General features: G+C 68.0%; 21 protein-coding genes and 2 pseudogenes. 16 read left to right on the plus strand and 7 right to left on the minus strand.

Annotated elements, in window-relative coordinates:
- Positions 1–25: 25 nt before the first annotated feature.
- Both ACI2K4_RS28505 and ACI2K4_RS28510 read left to right on the plus strand, forming a co-directional pair.
- A pseudogene (locus ACI2K4_RS28505) lies at positions 26–2,035 on the plus strand (hypothetical protein).
- A 30-nt stretch (positions 2,036–2,065) separates the two neighbouring features.
- Entirely contained in the window at positions 2,066–2,461 is a 396-nt protein-coding gene (locus ACI2K4_RS28510; RefSeq protein ID WP_404515774.1) for a hypothetical protein, read from the plus strand.
- A 141-nt stretch (positions 2,462–2,602) separates the two neighbouring features.
- Here ACI2K4_RS28510 and ACI2K4_RS28515 read toward each other — a convergent pair whose 3' ends face one another.
- Positions 2,603–3,226 carry a hypothetical protein gene (locus tag ACI2K4_RS28515; protein ID WP_404515775.1) on the minus strand — a complete coding sequence of 208 codons (624 nt, stop codon included), beginning with the start codon at positions 3,224–3,226 and terminating at the stop codon, positions 2,603–2,605.
- Positions 3,227–3,563: 337 nt separating this feature from the next.
- Complete coding sequence (locus ACI2K4_RS28520; protein WP_404515776.1) at positions 3,564–4,223, minus strand: TetR family transcriptional regulator; 660 nt, start codon at positions 4,221–4,223, stop codon at positions 3,564–3,566.
- A 352-nt stretch (positions 4,224–4,575) separates the two neighbouring features.
- On the opposite strand from ACI2K4_RS28520, the gene ACI2K4_RS28525 reads away from it, so the two are divergent.
- Entirely contained in the window at positions 4,576–5,529 is a 954-nt protein-coding gene (locus ACI2K4_RS28525; protein WP_404515778.1) for a zinc-binding alcohol dehydrogenase family protein, read from the plus strand.
- A gap of 192 nt (positions 5,530–5,721) precedes the next feature.
- Here ACI2K4_RS28525 and ACI2K4_RS28530 read toward each other — a convergent pair whose 3' ends face one another.
- Together ACI2K4_RS28530 and ACI2K4_RS28535 are read right to left on the minus strand one after the other, a co-directional pair.
- The gene (locus ACI2K4_RS28530) at positions 5,722–6,114 is read right to left on the minus strand and encodes a hypothetical protein (RefSeq protein ID WP_404515779.1); all 393 of its coding nucleotides are present in this window, start codon (positions 6,112–6,114) and stop codon (positions 5,722–5,724) included.
- 541 nt (positions 6,115–6,655) lie between these two features.
- Entirely contained in the window at positions 6,656–8,902 is a 2,247-nt protein-coding gene (locus tag ACI2K4_RS28535) for a penicillin acylase family protein (RefSeq protein ID WP_404515780.1), read from the minus strand.
- Positions 8,903–9,388: 486 nt separating this feature from the next.
- On the opposite strand from ACI2K4_RS28535, the gene ACI2K4_RS28540 reads away from it, so the two are divergent.
- The 5 genes from ACI2K4_RS28540 (at position 9,389) to ACI2K4_RS28560 (ending at position 14,810) form a co-directional block, all read left to right on the plus strand.
- Positions 9,389–10,387: a CHAT domain-containing protein gene (locus ACI2K4_RS28540; RefSeq protein ID WP_404515781.1), complete on the plus strand. Its 999-nt coding sequence runs from the start codon at positions 9,389–9,391 to the stop codon at positions 10,385–10,387.
- Between the two features lie 23 nt (positions 10,388–10,410).
- The gene (locus ACI2K4_RS28545) at positions 10,411–11,121 is read left to right on the plus strand and encodes a hypothetical protein (protein WP_404515782.1); all 711 of its coding nucleotides are present in this window, start codon (positions 10,411–10,413) and stop codon (positions 11,119–11,121) included.
- A gap of 17 nt (positions 11,122–11,138) precedes the next feature.
- Positions 11,139–11,750 carry a hypothetical protein gene (locus ACI2K4_RS28550; RefSeq protein ID WP_404515783.1) on the plus strand — a complete coding sequence of 204 codons (612 nt, stop codon included), beginning with the start codon at positions 11,139–11,141 and terminating at the stop codon, positions 11,748–11,750.
- Entirely contained in the window at positions 11,747–14,134 is a 2,388-nt protein-coding gene (locus ACI2K4_RS28555; RefSeq protein WP_404515784.1) for a hypothetical protein, read from the plus strand. The genes ACI2K4_RS28550 and ACI2K4_RS28555 overlap by 4 nt, the downstream gene beginning before the upstream one ends.
- Before the next feature lie 298 nt (positions 14,135–14,432).
- Positions 14,433–14,810, plus strand: coding sequence for a hypothetical protein (locus ACI2K4_RS28560; protein WP_404515786.1), 378 nt, complete (start codon positions 14,433–14,435; stop codon positions 14,808–14,810).
- Between the two features lie 86 nt (positions 14,811–14,896).
- Here ACI2K4_RS28560 and ACI2K4_RS28565 read toward each other — a convergent pair whose 3' ends face one another.
- The 3 genes from ACI2K4_RS28565 to ACI2K4_RS28575 all read right to left on the minus strand — a co-directional run bounded on the left by ACI2K4_RS28565 (position 14,897) and on the right by ACI2K4_RS28575 (position 16,471).
- Positions 14,897–15,091, minus strand: a complete 195-nt coding sequence (locus ACI2K4_RS28565) for a hypothetical protein (RefSeq protein WP_404515787.1) — start codon at positions 15,089–15,091, stop codon at positions 14,897–14,899.
- Positions 15,092–15,419: 328 nt separating this feature from the next.
- Positions 15,420–15,875 (minus strand): NUDIX domain-containing protein, encoded by a 456-nt coding sequence (locus ACI2K4_RS28570; RefSeq protein ID WP_404515788.1) that lies wholly within the window; start codon positions 15,873–15,875, stop codon positions 15,420–15,422.
- A gap of 104 nt (positions 15,876–15,979) precedes the next feature.
- The gene (locus ACI2K4_RS28575; RefSeq protein ID WP_404515790.1) at positions 15,980–16,471 is read right to left on the minus strand and encodes an SRPBCC family protein; all 492 of its coding nucleotides are present in this window, start codon (positions 16,469–16,471) and stop codon (positions 15,980–15,982) included.
- Between the two features lie 589 nt (positions 16,472–17,060).
- Here ACI2K4_RS28575 and ACI2K4_RS28580 point away from each other — a divergent pair.
- The 8 genes and pseudogenes from ACI2K4_RS28580 to ACI2K4_RS28615 all read left to right on the plus strand — a co-directional run.
- Positions 17,061–17,237, plus strand: coding sequence for a hypothetical protein (locus tag ACI2K4_RS28580; protein WP_404515792.1), 177 nt, complete (start codon positions 17,061–17,063; stop codon positions 17,235–17,237).
- A 431-nt stretch (positions 17,238–17,668) separates the two neighbouring features.
- Positions 17,669–18,136, plus strand: coding sequence for a hypothetical protein (locus tag ACI2K4_RS28585; RefSeq protein ID WP_404515794.1), 468 nt, complete (start codon positions 17,669–17,671; stop codon positions 18,134–18,136).
- Between the two features lie 55 nt (positions 18,137–18,191).
- A complete protein-coding gene (locus ACI2K4_RS28590) occupies positions 18,192–19,079 on the plus strand; it encodes a fructosamine kinase family protein (protein ID WP_404515795.1) in 888 nt (295 codons plus the stop codon).
- Positions 19,080–19,298: 219 nt separating this feature from the next.
- Complete coding sequence (locus tag ACI2K4_RS28595; RefSeq protein ID WP_404515897.1) at positions 19,299–20,291, plus strand: DUF1152 domain-containing protein; 993 nt, start codon at positions 19,299–19,301, stop codon at positions 20,289–20,291.
- A 164-nt stretch (positions 20,292–20,455) separates the two neighbouring features.
- Positions 20,456–21,256, plus strand: coding sequence for a hypothetical protein (locus tag ACI2K4_RS28600; protein ID WP_404515796.1), 801 nt, complete (start codon positions 20,456–20,458; stop codon positions 21,254–21,256).
- Between the two features lie 177 nt (positions 21,257–21,433).
- Positions 21,434–21,952 (plus strand): DUF6650 family protein, encoded by a 519-nt coding sequence (locus tag ACI2K4_RS28605; protein WP_404515797.1) that lies wholly within the window; start codon positions 21,434–21,436, stop codon positions 21,950–21,952.
- A gap of 87 nt (positions 21,953–22,039) precedes the next feature.
- Entirely contained in the window at positions 22,040–22,603 is a 564-nt protein-coding gene (locus ACI2K4_RS28610) for a putative immunity protein (protein WP_404515798.1), read from the plus strand.
- Between the two features lie 27 nt (positions 22,604–22,630).
- A pseudogene (locus ACI2K4_RS28615) lies at positions 22,631–23,011 on the plus strand (putative immunity protein); the annotation flags it as partial.
- Between the last annotated feature and the right edge of the window lie 63 nt (positions 23,012–23,074).

Below are 23,074 nucleotides of genomic sequence, written 5' to 3' on the forward strand. Positions count from 1 at the left end.
GGTGATCAAGGAGGATGAGACAGTGGTGGACGACTTCCAGCAGTTCGTTACGGATGTGACGATGCGTCTGTCCGCGATGTCCAAGGGCGAGTTGTACGTCGTCGGCGACGCTCTCGACCGGGACTCACTCTGGCTCATCTTTCTCGATTCCTTCCCAGCCGGCACCAATCTCCGGTTCCGTGAACGGTCCGAGTACGACTGCTCGACCTGCCGTGGGTTCATCAAAAACTTCGGTAACATCGTCGAGATTCATAATGGACATGTTCGCTCCGTCTGGTCCGGGGTGTCTGCATCCGACCCGGTCTTCTCGGTCGTCGCCGCCGCGATGGACAAATTCGTCAGCACGCTGCCGTTGTCCACCGTTTTCCGGTCCACCGAGGCGCAGTACGGGACGAGGACGACCCGGACGCTGCGCGACGGCCAGATCGAGGTGTGGCACCACCTGCACGGCCGGGTGGAGAAGCGGCATCGCATCAAAGACGTCGGTGCGGCACGGGGCACCTTCGACGCTGCGGTGCAGGTGTTCCAGCGTGGCCTGGCCGAGCTGACCCAGCACGCCCTGGACACCGTCGTCGACCTCATCGACGACAACGCCCTCTACCGGGGCGCGGAGCATCGTCGGGCGGTGGCCGAGTTCCGGTCGTTGCAGAACCGGTGGACGAAGGCGACCGACGGACAGGCCTTCATCTTCGCCAACGCCATGAACCCGGCAGCCCGGTTCCGCAACACGGTGATCGGCACCCTCGTCCAGGATCTCTCCGCGGGCGTCGACCTGGAGCAGGCGGTCCGGTCGTTCGAGACGAAGGTGGCACCGCAGAATTACCAGCGCCCCACGGCGTTGATCACCCCGGCCATGGTCAAGGCTGCCATGAAGACCATCGACGAGTTGGGGATCGAGGAGTCGTTGCAGCGACGGTTCGCCCGGCTGTCCGACGTGTCGGTCACCAACGTGCTCTGGGTCGACAACGACACACAGTCGCGGCTGAAGGACGGCATCGAAGGGCTGCTCATGCACGCCGCCACCACGAGGTCGGCAGGTGCGCGCCTTCGTGACGCGAAGCCGGAGGAGATTCCCGTGGTCACCTTCATGAAAGACATCCTGCCCGGCGCAGCCACCATCGACCTGTGGGTCGCCAACAGCCACGAACCGCGCTTCGTCAGCCTCACCACCGGCCGGCACCCGGCTGCCCCGCGGCTGTTCACCTGGGACAACGATTTCGGCTGGTCCTACAACGGCAACGTCACCGACTCGATCAAGGAGAGGGTCAAGCGGGCCGGCGGCAACGTCACCGGCAAGCTGCGGGTGAGCCTGTCCTGGTTCAACCACGACGACCTCGACCTGCACGTGTTCGAACCCAACGGCGACCACATCTGGTACAGGGACAAGCGCAACAAGCTGGACGTCGACATGAACGCGGCCGGGGCGTTCTCGCGTGAGCCGGTGGAGAACGTCACCTGGACCGACAACGTTCCCGACGGCGAGTACCGAATCGAGGTGAACCAGTTCCACAAGCGGGAAAGCACCGAGGTCGGCTTCGTCATCGAGACCGAGAGCAACGGGAAGATCGAGCATTACAGCCACGAGCGGGCGATCGGCCACAAGGAGACCGTGGAGGTGGGCCGGATGACGGTCGCCGGCGAGCTGATCACCGCTTTCCGGCCGGGTAAGGACATGTAGCCGGGCAGCGCGGGCAAGGACCTGTGGGGAATCACCACCGAGCAGTTCGTACCGGTGTCCACCATCATGTACTCGCCGAACTACTTCGACGGCAGCGAGGTCGGCAACCGCCACTACTTCTTCATCCTCAAAGGGTGCGTGAACGACCAGCCGACCCGGGGAATCTACAACGAGTTCCTCCGCGGCGACCTGCAACCGCACCGCAAGGTGTTCGAGGTTCTCGGCGATCGCACCAAGTGTGAGCCGTCCCCGGATCAGCTCTCTGGCCTCGGCTTCAGCTCCACCGTCCGCAGCTCTGTGGTCGCCAAGGTGACCATGACCGGCGGCCGGCGCCACCTCATCAGTATCCAGTTCTGACCTCCTACCCAGAAACTCGGAGAGGCCATCGTGACCATTTTTGAGCAGGCCACGCGGAAGAAATTCCGCTACCCGTCGGCCAAGGGATTGCTGACCACGGAACAGCTGTGGGAGCTTCCGCTGACCGCCAAGTCCGGCTTCAGCCTGGATGACGTGGCCAAGGCGGTCAACGCCGAACTCAAGGCCGTCGACACCGAGTCGTTCGTGGCCACCGAGACCAATCCGGCCAAGGCCACCTTGGAGACCAAGCTGGAGGTCGTCAAGCACGTCATCGCCATCCGCCTCGCGGAGGACCAGGCGGCGAAGGCGGCGGCAGCCAAGAAGCTGGAGAAGGAGAAGCTGCTGGCAGTCCTGGGCCGCAAGCAGGACGCGGTCTTGGAAAATCTGACCGAGGCAGAGCTGCTGGCCCGGATCAACAACCTGTAGCCCACCGACAATCAGCGTCTGCCAGCAGGCCCGCACATCGCGGCAACACCAGTTGGACTCGAACTCCTGCCCACCGGAGCCACAGGCCAGTGCCGGAAGAGGGCGGGGCGCCCCTCGGGCCGTCCTGCGGGAGCCGCACGGTCAGAGAGCACTTCGGATCCGGTCGACGATGGTGTTGTCGGGATGGGCGCGGGCGATACGGAGCACCTCGGAGATTAGTGGGCGCAGCTCGGGTGGGCTTTTGTCGGCGCGAAGGTTAAGCAACGAGATGATGCGGCGTCGGACTCCCGGGTCGTCGTTGGCCAGGAATATCCGCAGACCGGTTTCTTGGAAGTCGTGCCGGAGGTCGGTGCAGGGATCGTCCTCGGTGTCGTTGCCCGCGACGCGTAGGTACGTGCAGTACCAGGCGTCGGCCGCGCCGATGATCTCGTAGTCGGTTCCCGTTCGGAGGTGTTCGAGCAGCCTGGTTTGGACGCGTCGGCGGCCGAAGGCAGCGAGCGCTGGTCTGATGTGTCGTTGGGTGTGACTCGGGTCAGGTTCGTAGACGGCGGCGAGCATCAGCGGTTCGAACAGTTCCTCGGGCTGCGGCGGCACTGCCTCCCGCATGATCAGCAGGGCTACATCGCATTGCCAGCGCCGCCGGGCCTGCGGGTCGTTCCGCGCGTCGCCCGCAGGTGCGGGTGGCGCCGCGAGGTCGAGAAGATCGAGTACGTCACCGAGACACCGTTCGTACCGGTCGTAGCGCTCGAAGCGACCCTCAACCATGACGGGACTCTACGTGGGCCATCCCATCAGTGCACCATCACCTGGCTCAAAGCGGTCCCGTCCTGCCGATCGAAACCCGTCAGCGCACGCTCAGGCGGTCACCTCGGGTCGGGTGTGCAGGTTGATGTTGGCTTGAGCCTGTCAGGCCACAACCTCGCCGACCAGCGACCGCTTGTCGCCGAAGGAGTACGTCATCTGTGGTCCGCTCACCCCGTAGTCCTGTGCACATCGTCGAGCTGAGTTCCGGCTACTCCCTTGGCCACCACCACGCCGGCTGCCACCTGCACGATCCGCTCCTTCGTGGCCCGGCCCTTGCGGGTCAGCCGAGTCCGAACCGCTAACCTTCCTGTCGCTGAAGCTCGACGAGCCCTATCGCCGTCGCGCGGAGCAGCAGGCTGAGTCTTGGCTCGAAGTCGAGCGCGGCATGTCGCCAGGCGGGCACTTGTTCGTAGAGCGCGGCCAGTGTGGGTGTGGGGTGGGAGGCTTGCCAGAGGCCCGCCGCGAGCGTGGCTGTGTTGGCCAGAAGATTCTGGAGTTGCTCGACAGTCATGCTGCTGGCCTGTGCCAGGGCGGTCACGATCTCGCCGGCGGCGGCGGTGGCGTTCGTCTTGTATCTACGGGCGCGTTCGATGTCGACATCGCCTTCGAGGCTCATCGCCACGTGCGAGAGCAGGTCACAGAACACCGACAGTGACGCGATCGTCTGCGCGACCACGGCCGCGACCTGCTCGGGACCGAGCCCGGCTCGATCACCGATGGCTGCTTTGACCGCGTCGCGCCATTGCCGCCACCCCTGCTCGGCGAGTTCGAGGAGCAGTTCCTCCTTGTTCGCGTAGTACCGCCGTGCGCCCGTGCGATGCAGGCCCGCGCGGTGAGCGACTGCGGGGACCGTGACGAACCGGACACCGCCGAGTTCCAGGGCGAGGGCTTCGGCGGCAGCCAGGAGGTCTTCGGCCCGGCGCACCTTGTCTTCGGCTGATCGTGCTCGCTCACGCATGTCACCGATTTTAATGCACCTCGGGATGCATTACGCGCCCTCGTCGTGATACCGTCAAGTTAATGCATCACGGGATGCGTTAACGGGTCCGTTTGGGACGGGAGGAACGCTTCCGCGCGAGGCACCCAAACCGCACCCAGGAACCTGGCCGAGCCCCAACTGCTGGGCGCGGCAGCGTCGGACTGGTCGAGCTTCCGGGGTCGAGCGGCACATCGCGGTGTGCCGCCGTGTCCTCATCCGGAGGGCTCTCGCGCACGTCCACGTAACGCGTCATCTGTGCGCCACGCACTTCTTGGACAGGAAGAGGAATCCGATGCACGTAGTGCAAGCCACCTCGTTCGGAGCCCCGTCGGTGCTGACGGTAAGCGAGTTCCCGGATCCGACTCCCGGGCCGGGCGAGATCGCCGTCGACGTCACCCACTCCGCTGTCGGGCTGATCGACGTCCTGATGCGGCGAGGAGTGTTCAAGGACCAGCCAGGGATGCCGCAGGCGCCGTACGTGCCGGGACTTGAGGTCGCCGGAACGGTACGTGAGCTGGGCGAAGGTGTCACCGGACTCACCGTGGGCGAGAGCGTCGTCTCCATGTCCGCCACCGGTACGGGCGGCTACGCCTCCGTCTACATCGCCCCGGCCGATCTCGTCGTCTCGACCGAGGGCTACGGCATCGACCCGGCCCTGGCCGTCTCCGTCGTGCCGAACGCGGCGATGGCGCACGTCGCGCTTACGCGGGTCGCGCATCTCGCCGAGGGCGAAAGCGTTCTCGTGCACGGTGCGCTCGGCGGTTTCTCGGCCGCCTTCCCGGGCATCGCGAGGCAACTCGGCGCCTCCCGTGTCGTGGGCACGGTCCGGGCCAGCAAGCTGGAGGCGGCGGCGGATACGCGGCTGCCCTACGACAAGATCGTGGACTCGGCCGAACTCTCCAACGCGCTGACGGATGAGAAGTTCGACGTCGTCATTGACCCGGTCGGCGGCCAGGTACGCACGGGGAGCTTGTCTCTCTTGAAACCCGGTGGCCGCCTGATCGCGGCGGGCAACGCCAGCGACGACTGGACGCACCAGATCGGAAGCAACCAGCTCTGGCTCGGCGGCATCACCATCGCTGGCTTCAACGCCGGCGCCTACCTGCCCACCCACCCCCAGTACATTCGTCCCGCTCTTCAGGCCGCGTTGACGGCCGTCGCCGCGGGTCTGGGAGAGACCGTTGTCGACGTCCTTCCCTTCGGTGAGGCAGCCGCCGCGCACCAACGCATGGAGGACCGCGCACTACGCGGTCGCATTGTGCTGACACCGCAGCCCCGTTCATAACCGTCACGGGGCGTCTCGTCGAACGCATGGCCGAGCTCCGCCGCATCGCTGGTCGGCCTGTTACCGCCGAACGGCACACCGTGGTCACGACCGTACCGGTCGAGCTTCATCCGCAGGCGTGGGTCGCGCAGGTGGGCGCGGCCCACACCTGCGGTGACGGGCGTCGGGAACCTCGGCGCCCGCACGGTGCTGCTAAGCGCCGCGAACGGTGTATCCGCCGATGAGGATCGGGTACCGGGGTCGCTGGGGGGATCCCGGGGGGAGGTCCGTCTCGGGGTCGAGGCAGTGGGTGGGCGGCCGCTCCGTCCCGTTCTGCGCCTGAGCATCGACGATCTGGTCCGGCCCGCTTCCGCCATCGATGATCTTCACGTAGTAGCCATGGTTCTTCACGGTGCCCCGGCCCTCGGGGACGATCGCGCTAAACAGCGCCACGTTTCCAATGACCTCCAGACACGTCACGTCGGCTCGCCCCTGCCCGACCACGGTGCCGTCGGGCAGCTCGTGCCGGTACAGGAACCGCCCGTACGTCGATCCGTCGGCGGCCGTCACCGCCTGGACGCCGAACCAGATCCGGTGCCCGATCACGCCGGGCTCGTCGTACACAAAACGTCCCACCCCGGCGACAACCGACCGCCCGGTTGCGACGCCCGTCGCCTCGGGCTGCTGGGCCTGCGCGACAGCGGGCGACGCGGCAACCGCCGCGGCCGCAACCGCTGCCAGTGTCGTCGCACGCAGACTGGACCTGAACATGTCGCTCCTCCTGGCTGTCCCGTCGGCTGACGTGGTCCAGCATCAGCGCACGACGATGGGAGCGAATCCCTCCACCGAGCCACCCGCATCCCCCTGCCGGGGGAAGAGGTGCCCTGTGCGCGGCCAGGGTCAGGTCGCGGCGGCAGCGCTCCGGGTGACGCTGACGGGACCCAGCCGGCGTCGTGGGCCCTGTTCGGTGATGAGGGCTGTCACGGATCGGTGACAGCGGCGCGGACCAACCGTAGGAGACGGAGGAGGGCCCCGAGGTACGCCGAGACCGAGGCGCGTATCGACCGGATCGACCGGTGTGACGCGCCTCGGCATCGGCGAACCGCCCTGTGCAGGGGCCGGCGTTGCCGCCCGCTCCGGCGGCAGGTTACCTGCCCGGTTGGTAAATCCGCTCGATGTGGCCCTTGAGCTGGTCGGGGTAGAAATAGACCGGACGGAGGTCACCATTGGCATAGCGTTCGGCCTGGTCGTTGAAGTGCGGCGAGCTGGGGTGCCCGCTCGCGCCGCCCGCCGTCACCGCCCAGGCGCGCACCTTCGGTCCGAACTCCACGATCGCCACGAAGCTGTTGCCGCTGGTGCCGTAGTAGCGCTTTGTCCCCGGGTAGCGTCGTGCCCCGAAGGACGCCAGGGAGCCCCACTGCGCCGAGGTGAAAGGCACCGGGCTGCTCGGCTTGGCGTCGTCGAAGGTCTGGACGATCGCGCCGTCGTTGCGCTGGAACCGATTGATCTCGCCCCAGGGCACCTGCCAGCTACCGAAGTCCAGCACCAGCCGGTCCATGCCCACGTCGAGAGCCGCGATCCGCTGCGCGTCGGTTGCGCGTTCGGCCACCCAGTCCCACACCGCCATGCCCGCGTCTCTCGCCGGCTGCGACGCGGTCGCCCAGATCGCCTCACCCCAGAAGACCGCCAGCGATGTCGCGGTCGAATCGGCCGCCCAGCGGTAGTCCCAGCCACGGAACAGGCCGATCGGCCCAGCGAGCTTCGTCTTCTGCTGGTCGCCGTCGGGGAGCTTGTCCCAGGCGGTGACCAGACCGGGGATCAGCCGGGCGAAGGCGGTGAGGTAGGTGTCGAAGGCAGCCGTGAGCAGCGTCTGCGGGGTGAAGTCCTTCCGTGCGGTCAGGACCCGGATCGCCTGCGGACCGCGCGGGTTCTCGCCAGCCTGGTCGAAATAGCGCGGGTAGTCGACGGCCCTGGGACTGTTCGCGCCGGCCGCGGTCCAGGGCCAGTTGTTGGTGTTGAACACCCAGCCGTTTCGGGGATCGACCGCCTGGGGCAGGCTACGGAGGCTGTGCAACCCACGCCAGTCGGTGGCCGGGTCGCTGCCGTCGACGGGTCTGCGGTAGTCGAAGCGGTCGTCCCGGATCGGCATGAACTGCGGCATGAGGAAGGCGATGTGGCCCTTCGAGTCCGCGAACAGTGTGTTGTTCGAGCTGTTGGCCTTGAAGTCGGCGACCTTCATGAAGGCCGCGTAGTCGCGCGCCTTGGTACGCAGGAAGCTCTGTTGCAGCGCCTCGACGGGCTTGTTCATCAGCGCGAAGGCGATCCACTTGCCGTCGGCCTCACGGACGATCGGGCCGTGATGGGTGGCGAAGGTGGTGAAGGTGCGCTGGGCCCGCGCACCGTCGGTGGTGCGGTACGACAACGTGATCTTCTTTGTTGTCACCGGCCGTATCTTGCTGCCGTAGCGGTAGGAGCGGCTGCCGTCGGCCCTGGTCACGATCGTCTCGGCGAACTCGTCGACGTTGTCGACGCCACTGGAGGTGTGCATCCAGCCGGCGTTCGCATTGAACCCCTGGTAGATGAAGAACTGTCCCCAGGTCGCGGCGCCGTAGACGTTGAGCCCCTCGCCGCTGGTCACGTGCTGCTCGGAGCGGAAGAAGAAGCTGGTGTGTGGGTTGATCAGCAGCAGCGCGTGGCCGTCGCGGGTGTTGCGCGGCCCGATCGCGAAGCCGTTGGAGCCCCTCGGCTCGCGGAACAGCAGACCGCGCTCCTCGTCGGTCATCTCGACCTCGCGTTGGTCGTAGAACGCCTGGAGTTGGGTGAGTGGAACCCGCTCGATGTCGCCACCGATGCTGCCTTCGGAGAAGCTCAGCGTCATCCACGGCTCGAAACGCGTGAGCACGCGAGGGCGGACCTCGGGGTGCGTCGCGAGGTAGTAGTTCAGTCCGTCAGCCCAGGACTGGGCCAGCTTGCGCAACCAGACGGGGCTGTTCGCGTAGTCACGCTTGAGAACCTCGGGATCGACGAACAGTCGTTGGCGCAGATCCTGCCAGATCGCGCCTTCGCCGTTGGCTTCCGCGAGGCGGCCAAGGCTGGTGAGGTAGTTGTTCTCGATTCGGTTGAAGTCGTCCTCGGCCTGCGCGTAGATCATGCCGAACACGGCGTCGGCGTCGGTCTTGCCCGTCACATGCGGGATGCCCCAGTCATCGCGCGTGATGGTCACGTTCGCCGCCTGCTTGCGCCAGCGGACGAGGTCGGGCGCCGTGTGCGTCGAGGAGGCGGACGCGGGCCCGGACGGTAGGCCCGCCGCGACGGCTGCGGCTCCGGCGGCCAGCCCGGCCGCTCCACTCAGGATTCGACGTCGGCTGAGCCCATCGCTTTCTGTTTGCTTCATGAGTTGGTGCACCTTCCTCGGGGGTCCAGGGATCGTGCGGGTCGACGCCTTCCGGGTGGTGGTGGCACGCTCGCCATGACGGACCCGACGCCGTTCGATGCTGCTACGACGTGGCCCCGACGCCCTGACCAGCGATCTCGGCGCAGGTGGGAATGCCGAAGCCGTCGGCCGGACCGTCGCGGCGACCTAGAAGACGATCATGCTCGTCACCATAGGGCAAAGTGGTCCGTTTCGGAACAGCTTCGATCGATCTTGGGCTGTCAGCACCCGCGAACGTAACCGGACAACCGCCCCCGCCCGCCGCGCCCCTCCGCGAGGCCGTTGGCTGGCGGCAGCTCCCGAATGTGAGTGATGTTGACCGCACGGCGGAGGTAGATGATCACCGTTCTGCACCACGATGGCTTCGGCCCGACGGGTGAGCCCGCTCCCGGCGGCGCGTCGGCGCAGAGGCCACCGAAGTCGAGCGGGTACCCAGGGGAGGCGGGTGTGGTGACCGTTGACCGGCGGGTGGTGCTGACGGAGTACGTCGCCGTCGGCGACCGGATCGCCGTCTTCGGCGCACGGGCCGACTGGGCCGCGCCGCAGGTGGCGGTCGTCGACGTCGACCCCGCCGAACTGGCGCTCTTCGTCACCGCGAACTTCGACTCCTACCGGAGCATTCGGGAGCTGGCCGAAATGCCCGAGCTGTGGCACGGGTACGACCGTCTGGTGGCACCGCTGACCGGCTGGAGCGATCCCGGCGATGTCGTCTGCCTCGTCCCGTACGGCGCCCTGCACAGCCTGCCGCTGCACGCCCTGCGGGTCGACGGCCGGTACCTGATCGAGCGCAACCCGCTGGTCTACGTCCCCAGCGCGGCCGCGCTGCGGCACAGCCAGTCCGGCCGGCGCCCACCCGTGGCGGGCGAACGCCGACGTGCGGCGGTGTTCGGCGACTCCCGACAGAACCTGCCGTACGCCGAGTCCGAGGCGCTGATGCTCGGTGAGCTGTTCGGCGTCGAGCCGAGGCTCGGTGACGCGGTCACCCGTAAGGACGTGCTGGCGGCGCTGGCGGAGGTGGACATCGTGCACGTCGCCGGCCACGCCGGCTTCGACGCCGCCGACCCGCTCCGGTCCGGCGTCCAGCTCGCCGGCACCGACGTACTCACCGCCGCCGACGTATTCGGCGCGGCGGGCCTGCGGGCATCCCTGGTCACGCTCAGCGGCTGTGAGACCGGGGTCAGCCATCGCCAGCCGGGCGACGAGCTGATCGGCCTCACCAGAGCGTTCCTGTCCGCCCGCGCCACGTCGGTGCTGGTCAGCCTCTGGTCGGTGGCGGACGACTCGACGGCGTACTTCATGCGTCGGTTCTACGAGCACCTGCTGCGGGCCCCCGACACCTGGAAGGCCGACGCGTTCCGTACCGCGGTGCTGGACACGATGTCGGTCTCCGGCTGGGACTCGATCTACCACTGGGCGCCGTTCGTGCTGGTCGGCGACTGGCGATGACCGCTGTCGAAACTGGAGGGGCGATGCGGGCGGAGACGGCGTACGAGCCACTGTTCGACTCGGCGCTGGAGGTCGACGAGGCCGACCTGCGGACGCTGGTACGCCGTGGCGAGGTGGTGATCGACGACCGGGACGTGGCGCTGTTCCAGCACCGCAACCGGGTGGCGCTCGCCCTCGGCCCGGTGCTGCGGATGGCCGACGGCGGCCCGGCGGCACCGGACGGCTCGGCGGCGGAGGCGGTGGCCCACTACGACATCTCGCTGCTCTGCGTCCTGCACCCGAGCGCCGGTTGTGCCTTCCGGACCGCCCGGCTCACCGTCGACCTGCGACCGACCGACGGGGCTGTGGTCCGGGACATGTCACCGCGCGAGGTCCTCGGCGACAACCCGGTCGAGATCACCACGACGGTCGGAGCCGGTCTGCGGTTCAACGTCGTCCCCGCCGTGCTGGAGGTCGACGCGCGCCGCGAACAGGCCAGCACCCGCAGCTTCCACCGGCCGACCATCGTCACCTCCGGCCGGGGATTCGCCCGTGCCTTCTGGGACTTCCGCTCCCGTCCCGGCGACCAGCTCCAGCCGGACCGCCAGCTCCGGCTGCTGGTGGAGGCGCCCGCCGGGGCGCCGCTGCTGGCCCGGTTCAACCTGACCGCCAGGGTCAGCATGGGCGGCGCGGCGCAGCTCATCCCGCTGCTGCGCCGACGCACCGAGATCGATCAGACATATCGGCTGGCCTAGACCCTTCAGGAGCCCAGGTGCAGGCTATTCGCCACCAACTGCTGGTACTCGCCGGACTCGTCGTGCTCGCCTTTGTCGTCGGCGTGACATCGGCCCTCTGGGTCGGGTTCGCCCTGGCCGTCTGCGTCGGGCTCAACCGCTCCGCCGCGCTCTTCCACGACACCCGGCACGCCATGGCGGTCATCACGACGCTCACCGTGCTGAGCATCGTCGCCGGTGCCGCCGGTGCGGTGCTGCTGTTCGTACTCCAGGGCTGGCCGGCCGGGGTGGGCTACCTCGTTCTGCAACTCGGCTACTTCGCCGCCGCCGAGTCGCCGCTGGACCGCTCCCGCCGCCGGGCCCAGGCACTGCGGGACGGGTTGGTCGACCTGGTCCGGGCCCGGGCGGCGCGGACCATCAGCGAGGACCAGCTCACCGCTCGGGCGGGCCGGCTTCTCCGTACCCGGTTGCGCGGCCCCGACTTCCACGGCGACACCGCGCGGACGACCCTGACCGGGGGCGACGGCCTGTCGACGGAGGAGCACCGGCAGCTCCTGCGGGTTCTCGACCACTACCTGGGCGTTACCCGGCGCGACGGTGTCACCTCCCGGCTGCACGCCGTCGTGCGACAGCGTAGGGGCAGCGTATGACGCGGCGGCGCGGCGGCGTACGGGGCTGGCTGAAACAGCGCTGGACCGAGGGCGTACTGCGGACCCTCGAACGCGCCCCCGACCGTGCCGCGGCCCTGGAGAGATTGCGGGACAGCGTCGACGACGCCGTGCTGGAAGGCATGCTCGGGCTCAGCTACCTGGCGGAGAAACGCGACGACGACGCCGACCGCCTCGGCTGGGCCGACCTCGCCGTCGAAGCCAGCGTGCACGGCGGGACCAGCCGAGGACGCGCCGACGCGCTGAGCTGGCACGCCCGGATGTATCTCAACCACTACCCGAAGCAGTTGTCGGAACGGGTCACGGCGCTGCGGACCGCGCACCACAGCATCGAGGCGGCGCTGGAGATCCTCGCCGAGATCGGCCCGCCCGACGAGGTCGTCATCGCCCTCTCGCTCAGGGCGCAGATCCGGTCGGCGCTCGGCGCCCGCCGGGACGCCTTCACCGACCGCCTCACCGCCGCCGGGATCACCCTGGACGGTACGGACGAGGAACAGTTCGTCAGCGCGGCACGACTGCTCGCCGAGGCGTTCTGGCGGGTTGGCGGCGAGAACGGGAAACTCGCGGCCACCGAACTCCTCGCCATCGGCGACCGCCTCCTGCACCGACTAGGCGACCGTCCAGTCTCGGCGGCGCTGCGTACCGCCCTCGGCGATGCCCACCGGCAACTCGGCGACGAGGAGGCCGCCCTGGCAACCTGGGCCACCGCCCGACGCCAGTACGTCGACCGCGACGACTCCGCCGGCATCTTCGAGGTCGACGGACACCTCTTCGAGTACGCGGTCGAGCGGGAACGGTACGAGGAAGCCGTCGGCCTCGGCGAGCGGTGTGTCGCCGACGCCCCGGCTGACGCCGCGCCGCTCCGGCTCGCCGAGCACCACCACCTGCTCGGTTCCGTGTATCGGGAACTCGGCCGGGTCGACCGGAGTGTCCCCGCGTACGAGCGGGCGATCGCGCTGGTCGAATCGGAGCCGAGTCCGGCGTCCGCCGACTCGTACCGGCTCGAACTGGCGTTCCACCGGATCGAACTGGGCGACCCGGGCACCGCGCTCGAACACCTGGAACCGGTACGGAGAGCGGCCGGGCCGACGTTCCGATGGCTGGCCACCACCGTCATGACCGACCTCCAGCTCCGCCGGGGCGACGCCGCCGCCGCGGTGCGATTGGCGGAGGCGGCGCTCAATACCCTGATCCTGGAGGCGCACAACTCCGACCAGGGCCGGCTCGGCGATCCCACCCTCCGGGCGCACTGCCTGCACCGCTGCGGCGTCGCCTCGTACGGCGCGGGGGACGCCGAGACCGCCTACCGTCGGTTCGCACAACTGCTGCCGCTGCTCACCGAGGACCTCTCGACGGCGGTCTTCGAGGTCAGCCGGACCGACGGCCATGCCATCACGCCGCCGTCCCGGACCGACAGCGCCTGGCGGGCGTACCTGGCCTGCCGGGACACCGGGCGGCCCGACGAGGCCGCGACCCACCTCGCCCGGTACGCCGAACTGGCCGCGGCCGGCGAACCGATCCCGCTGCTCGACTCCGACTACTTCTCGGACGCCGACCCAGCGGAACTGACCGAACTGCGACCGATGGTCGACATGGTGACGGCGATGACCCGGGGCATCACCCTCGCCCGGAGCGACCCCCGGCAGGCTCTCGACCAGCTCCAGCTCGCCCGCGACCTTGGCGCCGCCACGGCCGGGCCGGACGTCTTCGGCACCCAGCTCCACACGTTCATCGGCAACTGCCATCGCCGTCTCGGCGAGCACGACGCCGCGAAGGTCGCCTACCGGGCGGGGCTGGCCGCCAGCGGCCCGGGGACGGAAACCGAGTTCGGCTGTCGAGCCGGGCTGGCGGCGGTCGCCATCGCCGAGCGCGACCTCGGCTCGGCCGAGGGGCATCTGTGGCGCTGCGTGGAGATCCAGGAGCAGTCGCGGGCCTCGTTCACCGGCGTCGACGACCGGATCCGGTTCCTGACGAGTCGGCTGCCCCTGTACGAGCAGCTCATTCTCGTACGTCTCGGGCTCGGCCAGGCGGCGCAGGCGTACGCGGCGACCCAGCTCGTCAAGTCACGGACTCTCGGTGAACTACTCGCCGAGCCCGAACACCGCCCCATCGACTACAGTCTCGAAGACGACCTCGTCGCCGTCCGACAAGGCTGGGACGAGTGGATCAGCACCTACCTGCGTCCCGAACCCCACCACAACAGCCAGCGGACTCTCGACATGCTGCTGGCCGAGAAGGACCGGCGGGACCGGCTCAAGGCGGCAACCACGACCCGGCGCGATCGCGGCCTGTTCGACGGTCTCTCCGGTGCCGAGCCCGTACTGTCCTACCAGGATGTACGGGCGATGCTCACCCCGGAAGGGTGAGCTTCGAAGTCGTGTGAGCCGAAGCCGCGACAACGACTCGAACTTGTATCATCGCGATTCATTGACGCCGACAGGGATGGGCCCTCGCACATCTGCTACCGCGCGGTTTGGGAACCTTGTCGAAATGGTCCACCCCGGCGGTCATCAAGTTCACCTCCCTTGTGGATGAACTCGGCAAGGATGGGATAACGCTCCATCGGCCGGGGGTGGGTAAAAGTTATGTTGTCGCCGCCACGGGAGAGACGTGGAGATGTCTGCGGGGAGGATAGGTGAAATCGTTGACAATGCGATTGCGAGTATGCTTGTCTCCTTCTGGTTGGACTCGGAATTTCCTGTCGCGTGTCGCTTCTCTTGCGAAGGAAAGCTCCGGCAACGCCTGGACTTCTGGACGGACGGTCTGCCTCGTCGGTATTTCGACAAGCTTGCCGAAGCTGTACTCAGAATAGCCGGCCGTGGCATCGATGGACGAAGTGCGGTGATTGTCGACAAAAATGGGCGGAGTGCCGGGTTCGACTGGGATACGGTGGTCTGGCGCTCGGCGGTCGCAGTTCCGATAGTGCCGGACGTCATGTTGTTGCCGACCACCACCATGGACCGGATCGCGCCCGGGCTCGGTGACGTCCGCTTTCGCGAATACGCGTCGGGATTCACGCTCTGTACCAAGGATTGCGGGTAAGGACGGGTAGAAGATGGCGTTTGAGAGAACGCGCGACCGCTCGGGGGCGGGCCGACGACGGAGTTCGCCGGCCCGCCCCCGAGGGCTCAGCCGATGGTCAGGTCGAGCTGCTTGCGGCCGTTGGCGGGCACTCGCACCGGGTTGCCGTCCGGACTCGTCCACCGGGCGATCAACGCGCCGTGGTTTTCCACCGGGGGAGAGGAAACCACGGTCGCGATCGTGTTGACCGTGGCCTCTCCAATCGCCATTGCGACGGCGCTGTTGGCGATCGGCCTCAACATCGCACGACCTTCGGCCTCGACTAGCGGCCCACTTCGCCGCAGCCGGCCCCACCGGCACCCACCTCGGCATCCGACGCCAACTTCGGTGCCCGCAACACTGGGTCGCGTCTCCCGTCTGCCGACGCGGTGGCGGCCGTGCACAGCGACCCGGTTGACCCGCTGCCGCTCTACGAGCACGCGCCGCTGCTGCGCGAACTGCCGGCCGAGGCCGTCGCCACCATCATGCGTTTCGCGGGACCGGACGCGCAGTCGCCGTTCGGGGCGGGTTGCGGCAGCCAGGTCCGAAGCGTCGACCTCCGCGAGCTGACCAGTGGACTCGGTGAGACTCTCAGGAACGGCTCGGCGACGCGGTTGTCCGTGCCTTATCGCGACGAGCCAGCCGGTCAGGCTCGGGCAGGGCATGAAGCAACGCCGGTAGGGCGTCAAACACGAGGGGAAGGCTGCCCAGCTCGCTGATCCCAACCCACGCGATATCGTCATGCTCCTCAGGAGCACGGTTGATCGGAGAGCCAACCCAGTCGCCGATCAGCCAGACGCCCACGTGAACGGCGTCCGCACCACTGCCGGCATGCCAGTCGCCCAACCGTGACGAGGACTCCGCCACGATCTGAACGCCCAGCTCCTCGCGCATCTCACGGGCGAGGGCTTGTAGTTCCGGCTCGCCCGCCTTGACATGCCCGCCGGGCAAATCCCAGAGATCCGGGTATGCCTGGCGGGTCGGGCTGCGGTGTACCAGCAGGACCGCGCCGTTCTCCACGAGTGCGCCACAGACGACGATATGCACGACGGGATTAGAGCACAGGGGTAGGACAAGTTCGCTCCAGCCAAAGGGCACGGCAGACGTCCGGACGATCGCCGTGGGTGACTCTCGCCGCTGGTCCCGGCAGATCAGTCCCTCTCCTCGCGAACATCCTTCCCCTGTTCGGCGAACGCCTTGAAATCCTGCATGTGCTGCTGCGACTGTTTGTGGAAGGCACCGGGCATCAACAGCCCCACCAGCCGCATCAGCAGGCCACTGAACCGGTATTCGCTCTCGCTCTCCCAGAGCGTCGTCTCCGGATCGACCTCGGTCAGCCGTTCGCGTACGACGCTCCACATGCCCGCGCCGACGATCTCGCGGTCGAAGTGAACGACACTCTCTTCCGGGATCCCGTGCAGGTCTGACGGATCCCGGCGCGTGATCGTTTCGGTGCATTCGAACTTCCGATTCCCCGACTGCATCACGACCCGCGATCTGGTACCGAGCTGCCCGTGTATCCCACTCACCGGCTCGTGCAGCACCATGCCCCGCAGCCACTTCGGTAGGTACACCGGGTCGGCGAGCATCTGGGCCACGCGCTCCCGCGGCAGAGCAATCTCGATCGTGTTGGTGTATTTCATCACACATTCTTCCTAGGTGTGGGGCCATCTGCTGTTGTCCTGCTCGTCCTACTCCTCGACGGAGCGGCCTGACATCCGTCCCGCGATTGACAACTCTCGTCAGGGTACGAGCGGCATGGATGCGGCCAGCCCACCGCAGCGGGGATGTCAGGTCGGGTCGGATGCGTAGAACTTCTTCGGTGTCGCCGGTCGGGCCCCGGGGCCAGGCGCACTTCCACCTCGCTCGTGCCCGGCCAAGCGTCTGCGTCCGGCCCGTGGGGCCAGGACACCTCGAGCAGACGCGGCGGCTCGCACCGGAGGATCTCGCCGTACTCACCACCGTCCAACTCGAACTTTCCACCAAACCGCAGGTCCCCGGTGACCGCGGTTGCCGGACTCGGCCGGTCGGCTGGGCTCCCCACTGCCGCGATCCGCGCTCCGCGACGTGATACCAGCGCACGGCGTACCGTAGGTGCCCGGACCTGCCAGGACCAGCGCGCAGGTTTGGTTGCGAGTCGTCGCTCTCCGCGCGAGTACAGACCGGATCGTTGTGGTGTCTGCCCGCACGAGCCGTAGCCGACCATTTCCGGGACGCCGCTAACATCGCAAGATGACCTTGGTTGACGATTTGCGTCGGCACGCCGCTGCGGCACCGGACCGGCTGGAAGGGCTCCACTCCGGCCAGGACCGCTACGGTCCTGTCGCGGCGGTCCTGTTCGCCTCGGGCAGTTCGGTCAGCGTCCGCGAACGCGCGGCGTCGGCAGCCGTATCTGCCACAGCCTGGTGATTGGGTACGTCCGGATCTGCCGCGATGTACGGGGCGGCTCGGCCAACCGGCCCACCATTTGATGCCTCGCCCCGGACGCACGCCCTGCTCGATATCTGCCTGTTTCCGCTCCTGTGCGGTAACAGGCGGGGGCCGTTCGCCATCCACCAGTGGCCGGGCCGCCGTCGCCTGCCCACCAGAGGTGACATAGCCCTACTACAGCCTCGATCTCGGTTCGGCTAAGCAACGGGAGCAGCCGCTGGCACACGTCCGCCCCGTGCCGGAGTTCGGCCACCGCTAAGACACCCGGACTCAATCACCCACGGACAGCTTGCCGTTACTCGCGCGGAGATCGACCTCATGAAGCGGAGACGCGTTGCGGCGTCGGCGAGGACTGCGGGGCAAGTACGATCCGTGCCATCGTCGTGAGATGAGCCGTGCAGGAGCTGCCGATGATCACCGATGAAACGCTCACCCGCATCAACCAAGGGGTGCAGTTGCATCATCATCAAGGGCAGCGTGAGGCCGCCCGGGACCTGTTCGCGCAGATCTGGGACGAGATCGGCGGAGAACAAGGCGACCCCCTGCACGTCTGCGTTCTCGCGCACTCGATGGCCGATGTGCAGGACGACGTCCACCAGGAGTTGATCTGGGATCAGCGTGCGCTGTCGGCGGCCGACCTGCTCACCGACGCCCGGGTCGCCCAGGCCGGGGTGACCTTGCCAGTGGCCGGTCCGTACCCGTCGTTGCACCTGAACATGAGCGACTGCTACCGCAAGCTCGGCCATCTCGACCGTGCTCGCGAGCACCTCCAGCTCGCGCAGGCGGGCATCGACGCGCTGGGCGATGACGAGTACGCGCGGCTGATCAGGACCGGCCTGGATCGATTGACGCAGCAGCTCGCCTCCGAGCCCGGGTGACGATCGGTCGATCACCTGAGATTCGGCGAACAAGCACCCGGATACGGAGGGGCCCGTGGCGCTGCGGTCGGCGGAGTTTCTGATGAACTGCCTGCTCCGGGCCGGGATGCGTGATGTCGTCGCGGTGGAGCCGGTGACGGGTGGGATCGCGGCCCTCGCGGGCGTCGCCACGCGCCGGGACGTACCGTCGGTGTTCGTCAAGGCTTTTGCCGACCCGCCGGCCGACGATGTCTTCGTGGCGGAGGCCGAGGGGTTGGCCGCTCTGCGTGAGCTCGGCGGTGTGGCAACACCCGACGTGATCCTGGCGGACCGGGAACTGCTCGTGCTGTCGGTACTGCGGCCGAGGCCGCGCACCGAGGTCTTCTGGGAGCAGTTCGCGCGCATGCTCGCCCGCCTGCACACGAGTACCACCCACTCTCGCTTCGGTTGGCACCGCGACAACTGGCTGGGCCGACGCCGGCAGGTCAACACCTGGGATGACGACGGCTTCTCGTTCTTCGTGCAGCACCGGTTGCTGCGCTGGCTCGGTGAGCCCCGCGTCGAGGCGGCGCTCGATCCGGAGGACCGGGCGGCGGTGGAGCGGCTCTGTCATCGGCTGCCGGAGCTGCTCCCGGACCGGCCCGCGTGCCTGACGCACGGCGACCTGTGGGCACAGAACGTGATGGCGGCTCCGGATTGGCGCCCCGCACTGGTCGACCCGGCTGTGTCCTACATGTGGGCCGAGGTCGATCTCGCTCATGTCTGGTCGACCGCGCCCCCGCCCGAAGCGCGACGGTTCTTCGAGGTCTATGCCGACCTGACCTCGCTCGACAATGACTGGCAGTCCCGCATGCCGATTGTCCAACTGCGACAACACCTCGCCGTGCTGGCCCAGTTCGATGACGAATGGGGCACGGCTGACCGGATCCGTGCCACCGTTGCCCCATTCCGGAAACGACCCTGACCGAAGGGCGACCCGCTACCACGACCATTTCGCGGGGATGCGCTCCGCAGCGGCGTGCGGCAAGAGGCCCAACCGGTCTGCTGACTCGACACCACCCTAAACCGGCGCACACCGCATGCACCTCACCCACACCGGCAGGTAAACCGGCCCGATCGCTGCTGTCGGCTGACGGTGGACCCGAGCGCCCGAAGGCGTGGTGTAGTTGATCATTGCTGAGTGATGAACCCCGCCGTGCTGCCGTCCGATCCCGGTCTGTTCTCGTTGGCCGTTCCGCCACTGTTCGCCGCGCTGGCTCCGGCGCGGAACATCCTCATCGCCGGAGCCGGCGGGGGATTCGACGTGTACGCGGGCCTGCCGTTGGCACTGGCCCTCCGGCGCGGTGGCGCGAAGGTGCACCTGGCGAGCCTGTCCTTCTCCGAGCTCGAGTTGATGGACCGGAAGGCGTGGGTAGCGGAGCACGTCGCCGCGGTGCGGGCGGACACCGTCAGCCCGGACTGGTACTTCCCGGAACGAACACTGGCCCGATGGCTGGCGGCCCAGGAACTGCCGTCAACCGTGTACGCCTTCCCGCCGCTCGGCGTCCAGACGCTACGGGCGGCCTACCGGCACCTGGTCGAACAACTCGACATCGACGCGGTGGTGCTGGTCGACGGTGGCACCGACGTCCTGCTCCGGGGCGACGAAACCGATCTCGGCACCCCGGTCGAGGACATCACCAGCCTGGCCGCCGTAACCGCGCTGGACGTGCCGATCAAGCTGGTGACCAGTCTCGGTTTTGGCATCGACGCCCACGACGGCGTCAATCACGTCCAGGTGCTGGAGAACCTTGCCGCACTGGACCGTGAGGGCGGCTACCTCGGGGCGCTGTCCATCCCCGGATCCAGTCCGGAGGCGGCGTTGTACCGCGATGCCGTCGCCGACGCCCAGGCCGCAACCCCGGACCGCCCGAGCATCGTCCAAGGTCAGATCGCCGCCGCCACCAGCGGTGCCTTCGGCGACGTCCGGTTCACCCGGCGCACCGGCGGCAACAGCCTGTTCGTCAACCCGCTCATGGCGATCTACTTCACCGTCGACCTCGACAAACTCGCCGCTCGATGTCTGTACCTCGACCGCATCGAGAACACCGTCGGTAGGCGACAGGTGATCACCCGCATCCAGACGTTCCGCGACGAACGCCTCAACGCGCGCATCCCGCGCGCGTTCCCACACTGAACATCCGGACGACAGCGGCAGCGGTGCACTTCATGACGGAGCGAGGAGTGTGGCGACGAGCAGCGAGGGCGGCGACAGCGCCGACGCCTGCGATGATCGGTGGCGTGGCGCCGGAGGTACGGATGATCGAATGGCTTGACGGTGTCTGGTCCCGTACCCGGACGGTGCAGATCGTCGAAGGTGGCGAGGACGCCGGTCCTCTCGCCGGCCGTGCCGTTCTGGTGGAGTTGCCGGACGTTGTGTCGGTCGACGCGGCGCGGATGTTGACCACGGCGGGCCGCCTTACCGGTGACACCTGTCGTTGTCAGGGTGGGCCGACGATCGTACTCCGGGACACAGCGGGTGACGTGCTCGCCAGCGCTGGTCTTCACGGCCACGGCACGGTCGGCTGGGAACGGTCGCGGTTCCGCGACAACCTTGTCTTGGCGGATCCCACGGCGCTCCACCTGTTTCTGGCCGAGCACGGGATACCGAACCAGTTCGTCCCGTTCCTGGCACCGTTGGCCGACCTGCTCAACCTGCACGAAGGCCACCCACAGTTCCGCCCCGCCGGGAGAGCGGGCGAGCGCAGCCTGAGCGAGCGCGGGGTTCCCGAGGTGCTGCACCCTGTGCTGGCCGCCGTCACCGGTCAGCAAGCCGGCCAACTGTCCGATGCGCAAGTCGACGACATACGTCGACGGCTCGCCGCCGCCACGCCCTCGGCGGTCGGTAGAGCAGCGATCCTACTGTCCTGGCTGGGCCGGCTTTCCATCCCCGCAGAAGCCCTCTGGGGCGAAGGTGCCCTGATCCGGCGGCTACTCGCCGATCTCGCGCTGCCCGATCTCGCGACCGCAGCCGCCGAAACGCGCACCGGACACGTCGCGATGGGAGTGGTCAACCTGGTCATGCACTCCGGCGACGACGGCACGCTGGCCATGGCCGTCGGTCCGACGCTGCGTCATCTGCTCCCACCGGCAATCGACTGAGTGCTGACAGGGTGTCGGGCGGCGGGTCTAGGCGTGGCGATACCGCGCAAACCGCATCCGTCGACCCAAAGCTGAAGGCCATCGAGGGTGCGACGTGCTGGAACCTGTTCTCGCAGTCCCGCTCTGAGAGTCTCGCCGGGCGTGGTGTCCCATGGACCCTGTCGATAACATTGTGGGATGGCACGGTGGCGTCTGCCCTGGCGACTGACCGGATTTTCCACACCGATTGCTGGCCTACAGTGGGAACACAAAGACGGTGACCGCGAGATTGTCCGCCGAGTACTCAACGCCTTGGAGGACCGTCGGGTCCTCTTCGCGCAGTACGGCGCCGAGGTCAGTGAGCACTGCGTCCTGTCGGTCATCCAGATCAGGCAGATACTCACCGACGAAATGAACACGCGCGGAATCAGCAGCGGCCTGGAGCAGGCGCTGAAGGATCTCCGCGCGGTGTTCACGGCATTTCTGGACGCGATGTACAGCGAGGATGCCGAACGTGAGGGACTCAACCAGTTCGGTTTCACCGCCGCGCTCGCCGCGCTCCGCTCACTCGTCGGAGAGCGCCTTGCCGTGCTCTGTGCGGACTACGACATCGAGGTTGCCGGCACGCTGCGGCAGATCGTTCCGGACAGCTCGAACTGGTTCTTCCTGAACTTCAACCACGGTCGCGACGCGTACGCCTACGTGCGCGAGGAATAGCGCCACGCCCGCGACGTCACCGCGCTCGAGGCGGTCGTACTCGGCTGCAAAGCCTCAACCGAGAGTTCAACGATACGATTCATGGACATGGCACAGAACAGGCACACCGTGTCCGGGGACTTCGACCTGACCATGGACGAGCTGCGTGTCGTGACGCGTTACGTCGTCCGGCACGCCGAGGATGTCCTGCCGGTCTACGAACGGGCCGTACCCGACGATCCCCGCCCTCGTGAGGCTATCGACGCGGCCTGGGTGTTCATCAACGGCGCGAACAGGACAAGGTTGCAGCGTGTGACCTCCCTGGAGGCCCATCGAGCCGCCCGGTCCGCGCCCGGCGAGGCCGTGAAACTGGCAGCGCGATCCGCCGGTGACGCCGCCTCGGCCGCGTACCTGCATCCCATTGCCAGGGCCAGCCAGGTCGGCCACATCCTGCGGGCCTCCGCGAGCGCCGCGCGCATCGGGGAGATCGAGGCCGGCGGCGACCCCACGATCGGCGACGCCCTGCTGGAACGGTCCCGGCGCCGTGCTACCCCGGTGCTCGTCGACGTGCTCCGCCGCTATCCGCTTGCCGCCATCGGCACCAGTCGGGTCGCCCAACTGATGAGCGCACTTGACCGTTCCCTGCGGCAGAGAGCCGACCGCCTGACGTGATCGGCCTCCTCGAGTCGGCCCGGCCCGGCCCGGCCCGGGGACCTTCGACCACGTCACACGATCGAGCATGCCCGGGCCTGGGTCCGGGGTGAGGTCACGATGATGCTGGCCCGCGCGGCGGGCGGAGACGCGATGGGATCGGCCCGAGACCTCCTGGGGGCGGCACGGCATGCCGCGTACGCCGCCGGCCAGGCCGGGGTCGTCGCCCACGTCGCCGCCCACGAACTCGGCGCCGCCGCCTACGCGATCAAGGCCGTACGTGCCGCGGCACCGGAGGGTTCGGGTGAGGCCGCGGGACGAGTCGAGTGCCAGTGGCAACGCGACCAGCTTCCGGAGGCGATTCGCGAACTCGTCCTCGATGACCGACGGTTACGCGACGACATCTGCTGGTCGGTCTTCCGCTGCTGAGGCCGGGCCTTGGCGAAGACGTTCCGGGTCCGGCCAGTCCGTCGAAGCGTTAATGCCTTGATG

The organism is Micromonospora sp. NPDC050397 (assembly GCF_044901685.1).
Classification (GTDB): Bacteria; Actinomycetota; Actinomycetes; order Mycobacteriales; family Micromonosporaceae; genus Micromonospora_G.